This window comes from Streptomyces sp. NBC_00158 (genome assembly GCF_045160885.1).
Classification (GTDB): Bacteria; Actinomycetota; Actinomycetes; order Streptomycetales; family Streptomycetaceae; genus Streptomyces.
Map to the genome: position 1 here is coordinate 5,556,243 of NZ_CP108161.1, position 16,724 is coordinate 5,572,966.

General features: G+C 72.2%; 13 protein-coding genes. 6 read left to right on the forward strand and 7 right to left on the reverse strand.

What is annotated here, in order from left to right:
- Window positions 1-26 precede the first annotated feature (26 nt).
- Complete coding sequence (locus tag OG553_RS25585) at window positions 27-401, forward strand: cupin domain-containing protein (RefSeq protein ID WP_405981228.1); 375 nt, start codon at window positions 27-29, stop codon at window positions 399-401.
- Here OG553_RS25585 and OG553_RS25590 read toward each other — a convergent pair.
- The 3 genes from OG553_RS25590 to OG553_RS25600 form a co-directional block, all read right to left on the reverse strand.
- Window positions 391-1,602 carry an MFS transporter gene (locus OG553_RS25590; protein WP_405983131.1) on the reverse strand — a complete coding sequence of 404 codons (1,212 nt, stop codon included), beginning with the start codon at window positions 1,600-1,602 and terminating at the stop codon, window positions 391-393. The genes OG553_RS25585 and OG553_RS25590 overlap by 11 nt on opposite strands.
- 274 nt (window positions 1,603-1,876) lie before the next feature.
- Window positions 1,877-2,440 carry a methylated-DNA--[protein]-cysteine S-methyltransferase gene (locus tag OG553_RS25595; RefSeq protein ID WP_405981229.1) on the reverse strand — a complete coding sequence of 188 codons (564 nt, stop codon included), beginning with the start codon at window positions 2,438-2,440 and terminating at the stop codon, window positions 1,877-1,879.
- Window positions 2,441-2,506: 66 nt separating this feature from the next.
- Window positions 2,507-3,409: a glycerophosphodiester phosphodiesterase gene (locus OG553_RS25600; RefSeq protein WP_405981230.1), complete on the reverse strand. Its 903-nt coding sequence runs from the start codon at window positions 3,407-3,409 to the stop codon at window positions 2,507-2,509.
- A 247-nt stretch (window positions 3,410-3,656) separates the two neighbouring features.
- Between OG553_RS25600 and uvrB the strand changes: the two genes are divergently transcribed.
- The 4 genes from uvrB to OG553_RS25620 all read left to right on the forward strand — a co-directional run bounded on the left by uvrB (window position 3,657) and on the right by OG553_RS25620 (window position 9,738).
- Window positions 3,657-5,807 carry an excinuclease ABC subunit UvrB gene (uvrB, locus tag OG553_RS25605; RefSeq protein WP_405981231.1) on the forward strand — a complete coding sequence of 717 codons (2,151 nt, stop codon included), beginning with the start codon at window positions 3,657-3,659 and terminating at the stop codon, window positions 5,805-5,807.
- An 84-nt stretch (window positions 5,808-5,891) separates the two neighbouring features.
- Complete coding sequence (locus OG553_RS25610) at window positions 5,892-6,470, forward strand: TerD family protein (protein WP_285346779.1); 579 nt, start codon at window positions 5,892-5,894, stop codon at window positions 6,468-6,470.
- 45 nt (window positions 6,471-6,515) lie between these two features.
- Window positions 6,516-8,492, forward strand: a complete 1,977-nt coding sequence (locus tag OG553_RS25615) for a TerD family protein (protein ID WP_405981232.1) — start codon at window positions 6,516-6,518, stop codon at window positions 8,490-8,492.
- A gap of 259 nt (window positions 8,493-8,751) precedes the next feature.
- Window positions 8,752-9,738, forward strand: a complete 987-nt coding sequence (locus tag OG553_RS25620; RefSeq protein ID WP_405981233.1) for a TerC/Alx family metal homeostasis membrane protein — start codon at window positions 8,752-8,754, stop codon at window positions 9,736-9,738.
- Between the two features lie 73 nt (window positions 9,739-9,811).
- Here OG553_RS25620 and OG553_RS25625 read toward each other — a convergent pair whose 3' ends face one another.
- The 3 genes from OG553_RS25625 to OG553_RS25635 all read right to left on the reverse strand — a co-directional run bounded on the left by OG553_RS25625 (window position 9,812) and on the right by OG553_RS25635 (window position 12,644).
- Window positions 9,812-11,155: an MFS transporter gene (locus OG553_RS25625; protein ID WP_405981234.1), complete on the reverse strand. Its 1,344-nt coding sequence runs from the start codon at window positions 11,153-11,155 to the stop codon at window positions 9,812-9,814.
- 127 nt (window positions 11,156-11,282) lie between these two features.
- On the reverse strand, window positions 11,283-11,939 hold the full coding sequence (locus tag OG553_RS25630; protein ID WP_405981235.1) for an MBL fold metallo-hydrolase: 657 nt from the start codon (window positions 11,937-11,939) through the stop codon (window positions 11,283-11,285).
- Window positions 11,940-11,948: 9 nt separating this feature from the next.
- Window positions 11,949-12,644, reverse strand: a complete 696-nt coding sequence (locus tag OG553_RS25635; protein WP_405981236.1) for a maleylpyruvate isomerase family mycothiol-dependent enzyme — start codon at window positions 12,642-12,644, stop codon at window positions 11,949-11,951.
- Between the two features lie 185 nt (window positions 12,645-12,829).
- On the opposite strand from OG553_RS25635, the gene uvrA reads away from it, so the two are divergent.
- Window positions 12,830-15,781, forward strand: a complete 2,952-nt coding sequence (gene uvrA, locus OG553_RS25640; protein WP_405981237.1) for an excinuclease ABC subunit UvrA — start codon at window positions 12,830-12,832, stop codon at window positions 15,779-15,781.
- A gap of 268 nt (window positions 15,782-16,049) precedes the next feature.
- Here the strand turns inward: uvrA and OG553_RS25645 are convergent, their stop codons facing one another.
- Window positions 16,050-16,700 carry an NAD(P)-dependent oxidoreductase gene (locus OG553_RS25645; protein ID WP_405981238.1) on the reverse strand — a complete coding sequence of 217 codons (651 nt, stop codon included), beginning with the start codon at window positions 16,698-16,700 and terminating at the stop codon, window positions 16,050-16,052.
- Between the last annotated feature and the right edge of the window lie 24 nt (window positions 16,701-16,724).

The following is a 16,724-nucleotide window of genomic DNA, read 5'->3' on the forward strand; positions in this document are numbered from 1 at the left end:
GGGCGGCGGCCCTAGGCTGACGCCCCATGAGCACCAGTGATCACACCGCCCCCGCCTCCTTCGCCGTGTCCGTCGCGGACGTCCCCGACAGCGAGCTGGAAGCCGACGAGCTCGATCCCGCGCAGATCGTCTCCGGCACCCCCGTCGTGACCGGCAAGGTGCTGTGGGAGTCGGCGGACGGTTCGCAGATCCGGGGGATCTGGCAGATCACCCCGGGCGTGGTCACCGACACCGAGGCCGACGAACTGTTCGTGGTGGTCAGCGGCCGCGCCACCATCGAGGTCGAGGGCGGCGCGACGTTCGAGGTGGGCCCCGGCTCGGCCTGTGTGCTGCGCGAGGGCGACCGGACCACCTGGACGGTCCACGAGACGCTGCGCAAGGCCTACCACATCAACTGCTGAGGCCCCCCGGCTCCGCCCGCTCCGGATGGCGGCGGGCGGTGAACAGGGCGAGGGCCGCCATCGGCAGCAGCAGCGCGGCCCCGATCGCGTTGAGCCAGCCGTAGCCGGCCTGGGACATGACCAGCCCGGCGGCGGCCCCGCCGACACCGGCGGCGGTGTTCATCGTCAGATCGCCCAGGCCCTGTACGGCGGCCCGTGCGGCCTGGGGCACCGAGTCGGTCAGCAGCGCCGAGCCGGAGACCATGCCGGCGGACCAGCCGAGCCCGAGCAGGAAGAGGCCCGCCGCGCTCTGGGCGTGGTTCCCGTGGGCCGTGCCGGCGAGCAGGGCGGCGACGGAGAGCAGCCCGGCCGCGAGCCCGATCACGGACAGCCGGCCGAGGCGGTCGGCGAGCCAGCCCATGACGGGTGAGAAGGCGAACATGCCCGCGATGTGGCCGCTGATCACCAGGCCGACGAGGCGCAGGCCGGCGCCGTGGTGGCTGAGGTCCATCGGGGTCATCACCATGATCGAGACCATGGCGGTGTGTGACACGGCGACGGTGAGCAGCGCGAGCCTGGCCCGCGGCGAGGCCTTGACGGCCGCCATGCCCGCGCGCAGCGAGCCGGCCTGACGGGACTGGTCGCCGGCCCCGGCGAGGGCGCGGGCGGTCAGCAGCGGGTCGGGCCGCAGGAACACGGCGATCAGCGTGCCGGTGAGGACGAAGACGGCGCCGGCCCATACGAAGGGTCCCGCCGTCTGGGGTATGGAGGTGCCGGCGAAGCTGTCGCTGGCGGGGGCGGAGAGGTTGGGCCCGAGCACCGCGCCCAGGGTGGAGGACCAGACGACGAGCGAGATCGCGCGGGCCCGCCGGTCGGGCGCGGCGAGGTCGGCGGCGGCGAAGCGGGCCTGGAGGTTGGCGGAGGAGGCCGCGCCGAAGGCGGCCATGCCGAGCATCAGCAGGGGGAAGCTCTTGACCGAGGCGGCCAGGACGACCAGGGCCGCGCCGACCGTGCCGATCGCGTACGCCACCACCAGGCCCGGCCTGCGGCCGCGTGCGGTCATCAGGGCGGCGAGCGGCAGCGAGACCAGGGCGGTGCCGATCACGGCGGCGGTGGAGGCGAAGCCGGACAGGGCCTCGGTGCCGCTGATCTCGGTGGCCAGTACGGGGGCCAGGGCGATGCTGATCGGCACGCCCAGGCCGCCCAGGATCTGGCTGGCCATCAGCACCGCGGACGTCCGCCGCTGGAGCCGTGGCAGGTCGGCGGCGTCCACCGGCGCGGCCGCGCCGGCGCCCGTGCCGGGGGCGGCTTCGTGGGAGGTGCTCACGCCGGACACCCCCGTCGCGGGGGTTCGGCGGGACCGGACGGGACGGGGCCTGGTGCGGCAGGAGTGGTCACGGCGGCAGTTTCCCACCGTCGGCCGCACGGGGGAACCGGGTATCGCCGCCCGGGGTCCCGCGGCCACCCGCTGTCACCGCCGTGACGGAATCCCCAGCTCAGAAGAGGGGCTGCGGGAGCACGCCCTCCAGCGCGAGCAGGATCCGCTTGGTCTCCACCCCGCCGCCGAAACCCCCGATCCCACCGTCGTTCTCCACCACGCGGTGGCAGGCGACGACCACGGGCAGCGGGTTCGAGCCCATGGCGTTCCCCACGGCCTGGGCCGCCCCCGGCTGCCCGACGCGCGCGGCCAGCTCCCCGTACCCGACGACCGACCCGTACGGGACCGTTCGGTCGAGCTCCAGCAGCACCTGCTTGTTGAAACCGGAGCTGAGCCGCCAGTCCAGCGGCAGCTCGAAGCGCCGCAGCGAACCGGCGAAGTACGCCCCCAGCTGGCGTATCGGCTCGGCGAGCAGCACCTCTGCGCCCGGGTCCGGCCGCCACGCGTCGGCGCCGAGCCGGGAGACCAGCGAGCCGATCATCCGGCCGGCCCGGTCCGGGCGCGCGTGGAACTCGACCCGGACCAGACCCTCGGGGGTCGCGGCCAGGAGCAGGGGCCCGATGTCACTGGGGACGACGGTCCATTCGAGGTGCGGCCCGCGGGGCCGCTCGGTGCTGTCCACGCCTCCACGGTACGGCCCGCCACCGACAGCGAGGACGGCTTCCGGCCCCGGGAGGGCGCTCCCGCCTCAGAAGCCGATCACGGCGCCCTGCACCACGTCCGGCGCGTTCGTGATGATCCCGTCCACGCCCATGTCCCGGACCTTGCGGGCGGTGGCGGCGTCGTCCACGATCCAGGTGTCCACCTCCATGGCCTTGCCGTGGGCCCCCAGCAGGCCGTGCACCGCGCTCACCCAGTCCGCCGAGATCGTCGTGTGCCACGGGTTGATCCGGTCCGTGAACTCCGCGTAGCGGGGCAGGTCGGCCACGGCCGGTGTGCCCAGGAAGGCCGTCACCAGGTCGGGGCGCAGGCCGTGCACGATCCGTACGGAGTCGGCGCTGAAGCTCTGCACCACCAGGCGGCGCGCGACGTGGTCCGCGTCGAGCCAGCCCAGCCGGTCCAGGAGGTCCAGCGTCTCCTCCTCGATCCCGGGGTACAGCTCCGGCTTCTTGATCTCCAGCAGCAGCTTCTGCCGGTTCTCCTGGACCCGCTCCATGTACTCGCGCAGCGTCGGCACCCGGGCGCCCGCGAAGCGCGGCGAGAACCAGCTGCCCGCGTCCAGCCGGGCGATCTCCGCCGCCGTGAAGTCCCTGACCCTCCAGGGTGCCCGGCCGGGGAAGACCTGCTCCACGTCGGTGGTGCGGGCGAGGGTGTCGTCGTGGACGACCACCAGCTCGCCGTCCTTGGTCCGCTGGACGTCGTTCTCCACCCAGTCGAAGCCCAGCCGCCGGGCCAGGTCGATCGCCTCCAGGGTGTTCTCCGGGGCGTACGCGGAAGCCCCCCGGTGGGCGTACACGACGGGGCCCAGGACCCCGCTCGTGCCGTCGGGGGAACCGGGGCCGGTGGCGGCCGGGGCGGCCGTCCCGCCCAGCACGGTGAGGGCGAAACCCAGGATCGCGGCGGCTGCCGCGGTGGCGGGTCGGACGTACATGTGGTCTCTCCTCGGGTCGTGAGCCCTGGTCCTGCGTCAGACGGGTGCGGAGCGGGAGCCGTTGCGGCGGTGCACTTCACGGCGGAGCGTTCACGGCGATCATCGGCGCGAAGATCACCGGGACGCCACCGAACTACGACAAACAGACCGGAAAGGAGGAGATCCGCTCCGCCCGCCGGACCTGTGGCGGGGCCCCGCGGGCCCGTGGAAGGGCGTGAGTGTCAGTGCGGGGTCGTACGGTGGACCCATGCGGCCCGTATCGAAGATCGAACGCACGGTGGCACCCTTTGAGGTCGTCAGCCCGTACCAGCCCAGCGGTGACCAGCCGGCGGCCATCGCCGAGCTGGAGAAGCGCATCCGCGCAGGTGAGAAGGACGTCGTACTGCTCGGCGCGACCGGCACGGGCAAGTCCGCCACCACGGCGTGGATGATCGAGAAGCTCCAGCGCCCCACGCTGGTGATGGCGCCGAACAAGACGTTGGCCGCCCAGCTGGCCAACGAGTTCCGCGAGCTCCTGCCGAACAACGCCGTCGAGTACTTCGTCTCGTACTACGACTACTACCAGCCCGAGGCCTACGTACCGCAGTCCGACACCTACATCGAGAAGGACTCCTCGATCAACGAGGAGGTGGAGCGGCTGCGCCACTCCGCGACCAACTCGCTGCTGACCCGGCGCGACGTGATCGTCGTCGCCTCCGTGTCCTGCATCTACGGCCTCGGCACCCCGCAGGAGTACGTGGACCGGATGGTCCCCCTCAAGGTGGGCGAGGAGATCGACCGGGACCAGCTGCTGCGCCGCTTCGTCGACATCCAGTACACGCGCAACGACCTGGCCTTCACCCGCGGCACCTTCCGGGTACGCGGCGACACCATCGAGATCTTCCCGGTCTACGAGGAACTGGCCGTCCGCATCGAGATGTTCGGCGACGAGATCGAGGCCCTGTCCACCCTGCACCCGCTGACCGGCGAGGTCATCAGCGAGGACCGCGAGCTCTACGTCTTCCCCGCCAGCCACTACGTCGCCGGCCCCGAGCGCATGGAGAAGGCGATCGCCGGCATCGAGGCCGAGCTCGCCGAGCGGCTCGCGGAGCTGGAGAAGCAGGGCAAGATGCTGGAGGCCCAGCGGCTGCGCATGCGCACCACCTACGACCTGGAGATGATGCGCCAGATCGGCTCCTGCTCCGGCATCGAGAACTACTCGCTGCACATGGACGACCGCGAGCGGGGCTCGGCGCCCAACACCCTCATCGACTACTTCCCCGAGGACTTCCTCCTCGTCATCGACGAGTCGCACGTGACCGTGCCGCAGATCGGCGCCATGTACGAGGGCGACGCCTCGCGCAAGCGGACCCTGGTCGACCACGGCTTCCGGCTGCCGTCCGCGCTCGACAACCGCCCGCTGAAGTGGGAGGAGTTCCAGGAGCGGATCGGCCAGACCGTCTACCTGTCCGCCACCCCCGGCAAGTACGAGCTCTCCCGCGGCGACGGCTTCGTCGAGCAGATCATCCGCCCCACCGGCCTCGTCGACCCCGAGGTCGTGGTCAAGCCCACCGAGGGCCAGATCGACGACCTCGTGCACGAGATCCGCGACCGCGTGGAGAAGGACGAGCGGGTCCTGGTCACCACCCTCACCAAGAAGATGGCCGAGGACCTCACCGACTACTTCCTGGAGCTGGGCATCCAGGTCCGCTACCTGCACAGCGACGTCGACACGCTGCGCCGCATCGAGCTGCTGCGCGAGCTGCGGGCCGGCGAGTACGACGTCCTGGTCGGCATCAACCTGCTGCGCGAGGGCCTCGACCTGCCCGAGGTGTCGCTCGTGGCGATCCTCGACGCCGACAAGGAGGGCTTCCTGCGCTCGGGGACCTCCCTCATCCAGACCATCGGCCGCGCCGCCCGCAACGTCTCCGGCCAGGTCCACATGTACGCGGACAAGATGACCCCGGCGATGGAGAAGGCCATCGAGGAGACCAACCGGCGCCGCGAGAAGCAGATCGCCTACAACACGGCCAACGGGATCGACCCGCAGCCGCTGCGCAAGAAGATCAACGACATCGTCGCCACCATCGCCCGTGAGGAGCTGGACACCGAGGAGCTCCTCGGCACCGGCTACCGGCAGGCCAAGGAGGGCAAGGGCGCCAAGGCGCCGGTCCCCGCGCTCGGCGGCAAGGCCGCGGCCCCGGCCAAGGGGAAGGGCGGCAAGGCGGCCAAGGGTGCGGCGGCCGCCGCGCCGACCGACCGGCCCGCCGCCGAACTCGCCGCGCTCATCGAGCAGATGACCGAGCGGATGCGGGGAGCGGCCGCCGAGCTCCAGTTCGAGGTGGCCGCACGGATCAGGGACGAGGTGGGAGAGCTGAAGAAGGAGCTCCGTCAGATGAGGGAAGCGGGCCTCGCCTGACCCGGGGGCTGTCAGTAGGGTGTGGAAACGCCGCAGGTGCACGCTGCGGGCCTTTAGGGGCGGGCTATGGAGAGGGGAACGCGCGTGACGGTCAACATGACCAAGGGTCAGGCGATCAGTCTGCAGAAGCAGGACGGCGGCACGCTGACCGCGGTCCGGATGGGCCTCGGCTGGCAGGCGGCCAAGCGCCGCGGGCTGTTCGGCTCGCGGACGCGGGAGATCGACCTCGACGCGTCGGCGGTGCTCTTCGCCGACAAGCAGCCGGTCGACGTGGTGTTCTTCCGCCACCTGCAGAGCGACGACGGCTCGGTCCGCCACACCGGCGACAACCTGGTCGGCGGCGTGGGCCAGGGCGGGGACGACGAGGCCATCCTCGTGGACCTCCAGCGGGTCCCGGTCCACATCGACACGATCGTCTTCACGGTGAACTCGTTCACCGGCCAGACCTTCCAGGAAGTGCAGAACGCGTTCTGCCGCATCGTCGACGAGACCAACGGCCAGGAGCTGGCCCGCTACACCCTCGACGGCGGCGGCCAGTACACCGCGCAGATCATGGCGAAGGTGTCCCGGTCCGGCAGCGGCTGGCAGATGACGGCCCTCGGCAACCCGGCCAACGGCCGGACCTTCCAGGACCTGATGCCGGCGATCCTGCCGCACCTGTAAGAGCAGTACCGACAAGAGAAGAAGGCACGGGGGAGGGGCTGCACGATGACGGCCGAACTGGTCCGGGGGCAGAACCACCCCGTGCCCCACGACAGGGTCGAGGTCAGGGTCTCGGCGGGCACACCCGTGCTCGCCCTGGCGTCCCTGGCCGACGAGGAGGGCCGCCTCGCGGGCCCCGGCGCGCTGGCCCGCCCGGGCACCCCGGCCCCCGGCTGGCTCCGGCTGCCGCAGGAGGCCGCCGACCGGCACACGCTGGCCGTGGACCTCGCAGCCGTCGCCGCGGAGGTCCACCGGATCGGCCTGCTCCTCGTGCTGCCGCCCGGCGGGCCGCTGAGCTTCGGCTCCGTGCCCGCCCCGCACGCGGCGGTGGCCCCGGCGGACGGGCCCGAGTTCGCCGGCTTCACCCTCACCGGGCTGGACGCCGAGACCGCCGTCGTGGCCCTGGAGCTCTACCGGCGCCAGGGCGCCTGGAAGGTCCGGGCCGTCGGCCAGGGGTACGCCGAGGGCCTCGGCGCCCTGCTCGCCGACGGCGGCCTGCCCGCGCCGCAGGCCGCCGAGCTGGCCGCGGAAGCCCTGCGCGGGCCCGCGGGGACCGCCGGGGGCGACCGCGCCCTCGCCTCCCTGCCCCCGCAGGCCCAGGGCGCCCCGAACCCCGACCGGCAGGCGGCCCCGGCTCCGGCCCCCGCCCCCGAACCGCCGGATCCGGTCCCGGTCTCCGGCGTGCCCTACCCCGGCACTCCCGGACCCGCCCCCTCCGCCCCGGGGGACACCCCGGCGGTGCCGGGCCCGCCCACCATCGACTACGCCCACCCGCGCCGCCGTCGCACCAGCACCGAAGCCCCCGAGCCCGCCCCCGGGCCCGCGCCCGCCGCCGAGCCCGGCCGGCCCCCGGCCCCGGTCGCCGGCGACGCCAGTGGCTGGTCCATGGACGAGCGGCTCTACAACCAGGTCTGGGGCATGTTCGAGGACCTGGCCCGTACCGTCGCCGCCTACCGCAGCGCCGTCGACTTCGCCGACTCGCGGCAGGACCGCGAACTGGACGAGGCCCTGTCCGACCCGCGCCACCGCATCGGCGGCGCCGGGGACGCCGCCCGCGCGACCGCGCGGGCCCGCCGGGACGACCTGGTCGCGCAGGCCCGGGCCGTCCTCGACCGGGACCTCGCCCAGCTGGTCGCCGAGTCCGAGGTGGTCGAGCCCGCGCTGCCGGCCGCGTACGCCCGCTGGGACAACCCCGTCTGGCACGGCGGCGGCGTGCCAGAGGAGGCCCCGCTCGCGCTGCGCCTGGGCAACCTGAGCCTGCCCGAGATGCCGGGCCTGCGGATCCCGATGCTGATGCGGGTCCCGCTGGAGCGCGGCCTGTGGATCGACAACGGCCGAACCGGCTCCGAGGCCGCCATGGCCATGGACACCGACCGGCTGCGCCGCGCCGCCATGGACATGGCCGTCGCGCACGCCGTGCGGCTGCTCGCCGTGCACCCCGCCGACCGGTTCTCCGTCCACGTCATCGACGCCGCCGGGGCGGGCGCCGCCTCCCTGGCCCCGCTGGTGCGGGCCGGGGTGCTCGCCGCGCCGCCCGCCGCGGGTGCCGAGGGGGTGGGGCGGACCCTGGCGAAGCTGACGCGGCGCGTGGACCTCGTACAGATGGCACTGCGCGCCGGCGCCCCCGAGGAGCTGCCCGAGGACGTGGACCGGGCCGAACAGCTGCTGATCGTGCACGACTTCCCGCACGGCTTCGACGACCGGGCGGTCACCCAGCTGCGCTACCTGGCCGACGAGGGCCCGGCGGTCGGGGTGCACCTGCTGATGGTCGCGGACCGGGACGAGGCCTCCGCGTACGGGCCGCTGCTGGACCCGCTGTGGCGCTCGCTGATGCGGCTGTCCCCGGTGCCGGACGGCCACCTCGCCGACCCCTGGGTGCAGCACGCCTGGACCTTCGAGCCGGACCTTCCCCCGCAAGGCAGCAGCGTGCTCGAACGGGCTCTGGACCGGGTGAGGGAGGCGCGGCGCACGGCCCGCCCGTGACCCCTCCATGACCGACGGGTGACCCCTTCTTGGGGAGCCCTTTACCTTTCGCCCCCTCCACGGGTACCCTTGGACCCGCGGAGGGGAGTATTCCTGCTATTTCCTGCGCGGCGTGCCCGTCAATACGGACCACTGTGGTGACCTGACGCAGTGGGTCCCGGGGCGCCGGCCCGCGGCCCGATGGCCGCCGGGTGGAAGAGACCTCCGGCAGCGATGACGCTGACCATGTGCTGAGCCATCCGCCGGAGGCGTGAATACTGTGGACGTTTCGTTGACCCTGTGGGTGCTGACCGTTGCCGGTCTGTGCATCCTCATCGGCGCCGATTTCCTCATCGGCCGCAAACCGCACGACGTTTCGATCAAGGAAGCGGGCATCTGGACGGTCGTCTGGATCGTCCTCGCCGTCCTCTTCGGCCTCGGCCTGCTGTTCTTCGGCAACGGCCAGGCCTCCCAGGAGTTCTTCGCCGGCTTCATCACCGAGAAGTCGCTGAGCGTGGACAACCTCTTCGTCTTCGTCCTGATCATGGCGAAGTTCTCCGTACCCTCCCACCTCCAGCAGCGCGTCCTGCTGGTGGGCGTACTGATCGCCCTCGTCCTGCGCGCGATCTTCATCGCGGCGGGCGCCGCGATCATCACCACGTTCTCGTGGGTCTTCTACATCTTCGGCGCCTTCCTGATCTACACCGCCTGGAAGCTCATCCAGGAAGCCCGCAAGGACGAGGACGAGGAGGAGTTCGAGGAGAACCGCCTCCTGAAGTCGATCGAGAAGAAGTTCGGCGTCGCCGACCGCTACCACGGCACCAAGCTCTTCATCCAGAACAACGGCAAGCGCGTCCTGACCCCGCTGATGGTCGTCATGCTCGCCATCGGCACCACCGACGTGCTCTTCGCCCTGGACTCGATCCCCGCGATCTTCGGCCTCACCCAGGACCCGTACATCGTCTTCACCGCCAACGCCTTCGCCCTCATGGGTCTGCGCCAGCTGTACTTCCTGATCGGCGGCCTGCTCAAGAAGCTGGTCCACCTCAGCTACGGCCTGTCGGTGATCCTCGGCTTCATCGGTGTCAAGCTCGTGCTGCACGCCCTGCACGAGTCCGGGGTGCACGTCCCGCAGATCTCCATCCCGGTCTCCCTGGGCGTCATCTGCGGTGTCCTGGTCATCACCACCATCACCAGCCTGATCGCCTCGAAGAAGCAGGCCGCGGCCGAGGCCGCCGCCGCGGAGACGAAGAGCGTCGACGCCTGACCGGCGGACCGTGCGGGGAAGGGCCCGGGAGCAGCGGCTCCCGGGCCCTTCCCCCTTTCGCGGCACCCCCGCCTCATGCCACCGCGGGCTCGCTCCGCGCCGCCCGCGCCAGGGCCGGCCGGGTCTCCGGGAGCAGGGCGAAGCAGCCCAGGCTGACCAGCGAGACCCCCGTCAGGTACACCGCCACGCCCCACGGCGGGCCCGCGCCGTCCGCCAGGGCCGTCGCCACGACCGGGGTCAGCGCACCGCCCAGCACACCGCCCAGGTTGTAGCCGACGGCCGCGCCCGTGCAGCGCAGGCGCGGGGCGTACAGCTCCGGCAGGTAGGCGCCGACCACGGCGAACATCAGCACCATCGCCAGCAGCGCGCCCGCGCAGCCCACCGTCATCAGCAGCGGATCCGCCGTGTCCAGCAGCGCGACGAAGGGGAACATCCACAGCGCGCAGGCGGCGCTGCCGGCCAGGCACAGCGGCCGCCGCCCCCAGCGGTCGCCGAGCACCGCCAGCGGAGGGGTGACCAGCCCCTTGAGCAGGACCGCCGCCATCACGATGGACAGCATCACGGTGCGGTCCACCCCGTGCCGGGCGGTGGCGTACGCGAGGGACCAGGTGGTGACCGTGTAGAAGACGGCGTACCCGACCGCCATCGCCCCGCCGGTCAGCAGGAGCAGCCGCCAGTGGCCGCGCACCACCTCGGCGAGCGGGGCGTCGGCCTGCCGGCCGGCCTCGGCGAGGGAGCGGAACTCCGGGGTCTCCTCGACGGACCGGCGCAGCCACAGCCCGGCCAGCGCCAGCAGACCGGCCGCCCAGAACGGCACCCGCCAGCCCCAGGCGGCGAACTCGGCCTCGCTCAGCGCCCCGGACAGCCCCAGCGTCAGGCCGTTGGCCAGCAGGAAGCCCGCCGCGGGGCCCATCTGAGGGAAGCTCGACCACAGCCCGCGCCGCCGCTCCGGGGCGTGCTCCGCGGTCATCAGGACCGCCCCGCCCCATTCGCCGCCCAGGCCCAGCCCCTGGAGGAAGCGCAGCAGGAGCAGCAGTACCGGCGCGGCGATGCCGATGGAGGCGAAGGTGGGCACGCAGCCGACGGCCACCGTGGCGAGGCCGGTCAGGAGCAGCGAGCCGAGCAGCACGGGGCGGCGCCCGTAGCGGTCGCCGATGTGGCCGAAGAGGGCCGAGCCGAGCGGGCGGGCGAGGAAGCCGACGCCGAACGTGCCGAAGGCGGCGAGGGTCCCGGCGAGCGGAGAGAAGGAGGGGAAGAAGAGCGGGCCGAGCACCAGGGCGGCGGCCGTGCCGTAGACGAAGAAGTCGTAGAACTCGATGGCGGTGCCGACCAGGGAGGCCGTGGCGAGCCGCAGCATCGAGGGGGAGGCCGGGGGAGCCGGGGAATCGGCGGGGGACGGGGAGGGGTGTTGTTGCATGGTGCAGCAACTACCCCAACCCGCACCCCCAGGACATGCGTTCGGTCAAGGTCGACCGGAAGGAGTGCACGGCCCCGGGGGGTTGACCGCGGTCGTCGCCGAGCACGGTCCCCGGGGGCCGGCTGCGCTACCAGCCGCGCTCGCGCCACTCCGCGAGGTGCGGGCGCTCGGTACCGAGCGTGGTGTCGTTCCCGTGGCCCGGGTAGACCCAGGTCTCGTCCGGCAGCTGCCCGAACAGCTTGGTCTCGACGTCGTCGATGAGGCTGGCGAAGTTCTTCGCGTCGCCCGACGTGTTGCCAACGCCGCCCGGGAAGAGGCAGTCGCCGGTGAACACGTGCGGGTGCCCGTGCGGGTCGTCGTAGACCAGCGCGATCGAGCCGGGGGTGTGCCCGACCAGGTGGCGGGCGGTCAGGGAGACCCGCCCGACGGTGATGGTGTCGCCGTCCTGGACCGGGACGTCCGTGGGGACGGGGATGCCCTCGGCGTCGTACGCGCCCGCGTAGGTGCGCGCGCCGGTGGCGTCGACGACCTCCCGGAGCGCACTCCAGTGGTCGCCGTGCTGGTGGGTGGTGACGACGGACTCGATGCCGTCGTCGCCGATCAGGTTCAGCAGCGTGTCCGCCTCGGCCGCCGCGTCGATCAGCAGCTGCGCGCCGGTGGTCCGGCAGCGCAGCAGGTACGCGTTGTTGTTCATGGAACCCACCGCGACCTTGGAAATCATCAGGTCCGCGAGTTCGTGCACGTCGGCCGGACCGCCGACCTTGACCGCTCCGCTGTACGTCATGTCGGAATCCTAGAGCGCGGGGAGTTCGGGCACGGCGTCCCCGGCCTCGATGGCGAGGTGGGCGCCCTTGATGCCCCGGCCGGCCAGCCAGCCGAGCAGGTCGTCCCGGGCGCCGCTGAGGGTCACCGGGGTGCCCTCGGTGCCGCCGGTGCGGGCGACGAAGGTGCCGTCCGAGAACTGGAGGGTGACCGGCGGGACGTCGGGGCGGCCGGACCAGCGGTCGGCGAGGAAGGCGATCTCCCGGTCGGTGAACTCGTCGGAGAGGTCGTGGAGCTCGTAGCCGATGTTCAGGTCGACGTGGTGGAGCTCGACCTCGATCAGGCGGCGGAAGGGCACGTTGGCGGCAAGGTCGGTGACGCCGTTGCGCAGCTCGACGGTGCGCTGCCAGTCCTGGGCGGGCTCGCCGGTGGCGAGGAAGCCGGCCCCGGAATCACGGAGGTCCGCCAGGTGTTCTTCCAGGGGCCGCCCGGCGTCGCGCTCGATGTCCGCGTCGCGGGCGGTGGCGCTCTCGTACATGGGGCGGCCCTCGAGGACGTTCACGAGGGCGTCGGCGTTGCGCGCCAGGTGGGCCAGGATGTGGCCGCGGGTCCATCCCGGGAGGTGTGACTCCTCGGAGAGGGAGGCGTTGTCCAGTTTCGCGACCGCGGTCAGCAGCCGGTCCGTGGCTTCACGTACAGAGGCCAGGTCGTGCACATGATCAGTCATGGTTCCGAGCCTAGTGCTCACGGGGTCCCGCCACACGATCGGGTGAAGCGGTCTCGGGAGTGCCGTAAATCGAATGTGCGTGCTATACGCTCGGAAGTCAGACTCCATCCCATCGCAGAGGCGCCCCCCATACCCTGGACAGTCGGGGCCCGTGCCCCCGCTCACTCAAGAAAGGTGCGACCGGCGTGACCGACCGTCTCATCGTTCGTGGCGCTCGCGAGCACAACCTGAAGAACGTCTCGCTCGACCTGCCCCGCGACTCGCTCATCGTCTTCACCGGCCTCTCCGGCTCGGGCAAGTCCTCCCTGGCCTTCGACACGATCTTCGCCGAGGGTCAGCGCCGATACGTCGAGTCGCTGTCCTCCTACGCCCGGCAGTTCCTGGGGCAGATGGACAAGCCCGACGTCGACTTCATCGAGGGCCTCTCCCCGGCCGTCTCGATCGACCAGAAGTCGACCTCGCGCAACCCCCGCTCCACCGTCGGCACGATCACCGAGGTCTACGACTACCTCCGCCTGCTCTTCGCCCGCATCGGCAAGCCGCACTGCCCCGAGTGCCGCCGCCCGATCTCCCGGCAGTCGCCGCAGGCGATCGTCGACAAGGTCCTCGCGCTCCCCGAGGGCAGCCGCTTCCAGGTGCTGTCCCCGCTGGTCCGCGAGCGCAAGGGCGAGTTCGTCGACCTCTTCGCCGACCTCCAGACCAAGGGCTACAGCCGGGCGCGGGTGGACGGGGAGACCATCCAGCTCTCCGAGCCGCCCACGCTGAAGAAGCAGGAGAAGCACACCATCGAGGTGGTCGTCGACCGCCTCACGGTCAAGGACAGCGCCAAGCGCCGGCTCACCGACTCCGTCGAGACCGCGCTCGGCCTCTCCGGCGGCATGGTGATCCTCGACTTCGTCGACCTCGCCGAGGACGACCCCGAGCGCGAGCGGATGTACTCGGAGCACCTCTACTGCCCCTACGACGACCTCTCCTTCGAGGAGCTGGAGCCCCGCTCCTTCTCCTTCAACTCGCCCTTCGGAGCCTGCCCCGAGTGCACCGGCATCGGCACGCGGATGGAGGTCGACCCGGAGCTGATCGTCCCGGACGAGGACAAGTCCCTGGACGAGGGCGCGGTCTCGCCGTGGGCGCTCGGCCACACCAAGGACTACTTCCAGAGGCTGATCGGCGCCCTCGCCGGGGAGCTGGGCTTCCGGACCGACATCCCGTGGGCCGGGCTGCCGCAGCGGGCGAAGAAGGCCCTGCTCCACGGCCACAAGACCCAGATCGAGGTGCGCTACCGCAACCGGTACGGGCGCGAGCGGGCGTACACGACGGCCTTCGAGGGCGCCGTGCCGTTCGTCAAGCGCAGGCACGCCGAGTCCGAGAGCGACGCGAGCCGCGAGCGCTTCGAGGGCTACATGCGCGAGGTGCCCTGCCCGACCTGCGAGGGCACCAGGCTCAAGCCGATCGTGCTCGCGGTGACGGTGATGGAGCGCTCCATCGCCGAGGTCGCCGCCATGTCGATCAGCGAGTGCGCCGACTTCCTCGGGCAGATGAAGCTCGACGCCCGCGACAAGAAGATCGCCGAGCGGGTCCTCAAGGAGGTCAACGAACGCCTCCGCTTCCTCGTTGACGTGGGCCTGGACTACCTCTCGCTGAACCGCGCCGCGGGCACCCTGTCGGGCGGCGAGGCCCAGCGCATCCGGCTGGCCACGCAGATCGGATCCGGCCTGGTCGGCGTGCTGTACGTACTGGACGAGCCGTCCATCGGCCTGCACCAGCGCGACAACCACCGGCTGATCGAGACCCTGGTACGGCTGCGGGACATGGGCAACACGCTCATCGTCGTCGAGCACGACGAGGACACCATCAAGGTGGCCGACTGGGTCGTGGACATCGGCCCCGGCGCCGGCGAGCACGGCGGCAAGGTGGTGCACAGCGGCTCGCTGAAGGAGCTGCTGAAGAACACCGAGTCGATGACCGGCCAGTACCTGTCCGGCAAGAAGTCGATCCCGGTACCGGACGTACGCCGCCCCGTGAACGGCGAGCGCAGGCTGACGGTGCACGGCGCCAAGGAGAACAACCTGCGGGACATCGACGTGTCCTTCCCGCTGGGCGTGCTCACGGCGGTCACCGGCGTCTCCGGCTCCGGCAAGTCGACGCTGGTCAACGACATCCTGTACACCCACCTGGCGCGCGAGCTGAACGGCGCCCGGTCGGTGCCCGGCCGCCACACGCGCGTGGACGGCGACGACCTCGTCGACAAGGTCGTGCACGTGGACCAGTCGCCGATCGGCCGGACCCCGCGGTCCAACCCGGCGACGTACACGGGCGTCTTCGACCACGTCCGCAAGCTCTTCGCGGAGACGATGGAGGCCAAGGTCCGCGGCTACCTGCCGGGCCGCTTCTCCTTCAACGTCAAGGGCGGCCGGTGCGAGAACTGCTCCGGCGACGGCACGATCAAGATCGAGATGAACTTCCTGCCGGACGTGTACGTCCCGTGCGAGGTGTGCCACGGCGACCGGTACAACCGGGAGACGCTGGAGGTCCACTACAAGGGCAAGTCCATCGCCGAGGTCCTGAACATGCCGATCGAGGAGGCGCTGGACTTCTTCGAGGCCGTGCCGACCATCGCCCGGCACCTGCGCACGCTGAACGAGGTCGGGCTCGGCTACGTCCGCCTCGGCCAGTCCGCGCCGACCCTGTCGGGCGGTGAGGCTCAGCGCGTGAAGCTGGCGTCGGAGCTGCAGAAGCGGTCGACGGGCCGGACGGTGTACGTACTGGACGAGCCGACGACGGGCCTGCACTTCGAGGACATCTCGAAGCTGATCAAGGTGCTGTCCGGGCTGGTGGACAAGGGGAACTCGGTGATCGTCATCGAGCACAACCTCGACGTCATCAAGACCGCGGACTGGGTCGTCGACATGGGCCCCGAGGGCGGCTACGGCGGCGGCCTGGTGGTCGCCGAGGGCACCCCGGAGCAGGTCGCGTCGGTGGGCGCGAGCCACACCGGCAAGTTCCTGCGGGACATCCTGGGGGCGGAGCGGATCTCCGACGCCGGGGCGCCTCCGGCTGCGGTTCCGGCGAGGAAGCGGGCGGCGGCCAAGAAGGCGGCCCCGGCCAAGAAGGCCGCGGCCCGCACCCGCAAGGCGTAGCCGCTGGCCGGGGGGGGGGTGCCGCTGCGCGGGCTGCTCCCCGCCCCGCCCTTCGCCCGTTCCCTGGGGGCTCCGCCCCCAGACCCCCGCGCCTCAAACGCCGGCGGGGCTGGATACATCCAGCCCGTGCTGGGGGCACCTCCCAGCGGTAGCTGGGGGAGTTTGAGCGCACCGGGCGCGGAGCGCACGGAACGGGTCCGGGCGGAGCCCGGGGAACGGTGGAAGGGCGGGTAGGGGACGAGCCCCGCGCAGCGGCCCGGTCCCAGCCTCAGGCGGCGACGCCCACCGCGTGGCGCGCCATCGAGGGGTCACCCAGCACGCTGAGCAGCGCGTCCGCGACGTCCGCGCGGGCGATCACCTTCCCGCCCGGCACATTGGCGTCGAGCGCCCGCCGGTACGCCCCCGTCCGCGGCCGGTTCAGCAGCCGCGGCGGGCGGACCACCGTCCAGTCGGCCCGGCTCGCGCCGATCGCCGCCTCCATGACCGCCAGGTCGGCGTACAGGTCCCGCAGCAGCCTCCGCAGCAGCGGGTAGACCACCAGCCGCGTCAGCGCCCCGTCCTGCGGCAGCTCCGGCGCCAGCGGTGCCGCGCTGACCGCCGACAGCCGGCTCACCCCGGCCCGGTCCATCGCGGAGACGATCGCCCGCAGCGCCGGTCCGGCGATGGGGGTCAGCCGGGCCTGCTTGTTGTTCGCGGGGCCGAGCGCCGAGACCACCGCCTCCCGCCCCGCGAGGACCGGCAGCAGCGCCTCCTCGTCCGTCAGGTCCGCCACCACCGCCACCCGCAGCCGGTCGTGCGCCGGCACGTCCAGCCGGGCCGGGTCGCGGACCACGGCCGTCACCTCGTGCCCCGCGTCCAGCGCCTGCAGGACCACCTCGCGGCCGACGCCGCCCGTCGCTCCGAACACCGTGATCTTCATCGTGGGACCCCCGTCCGGGATGGT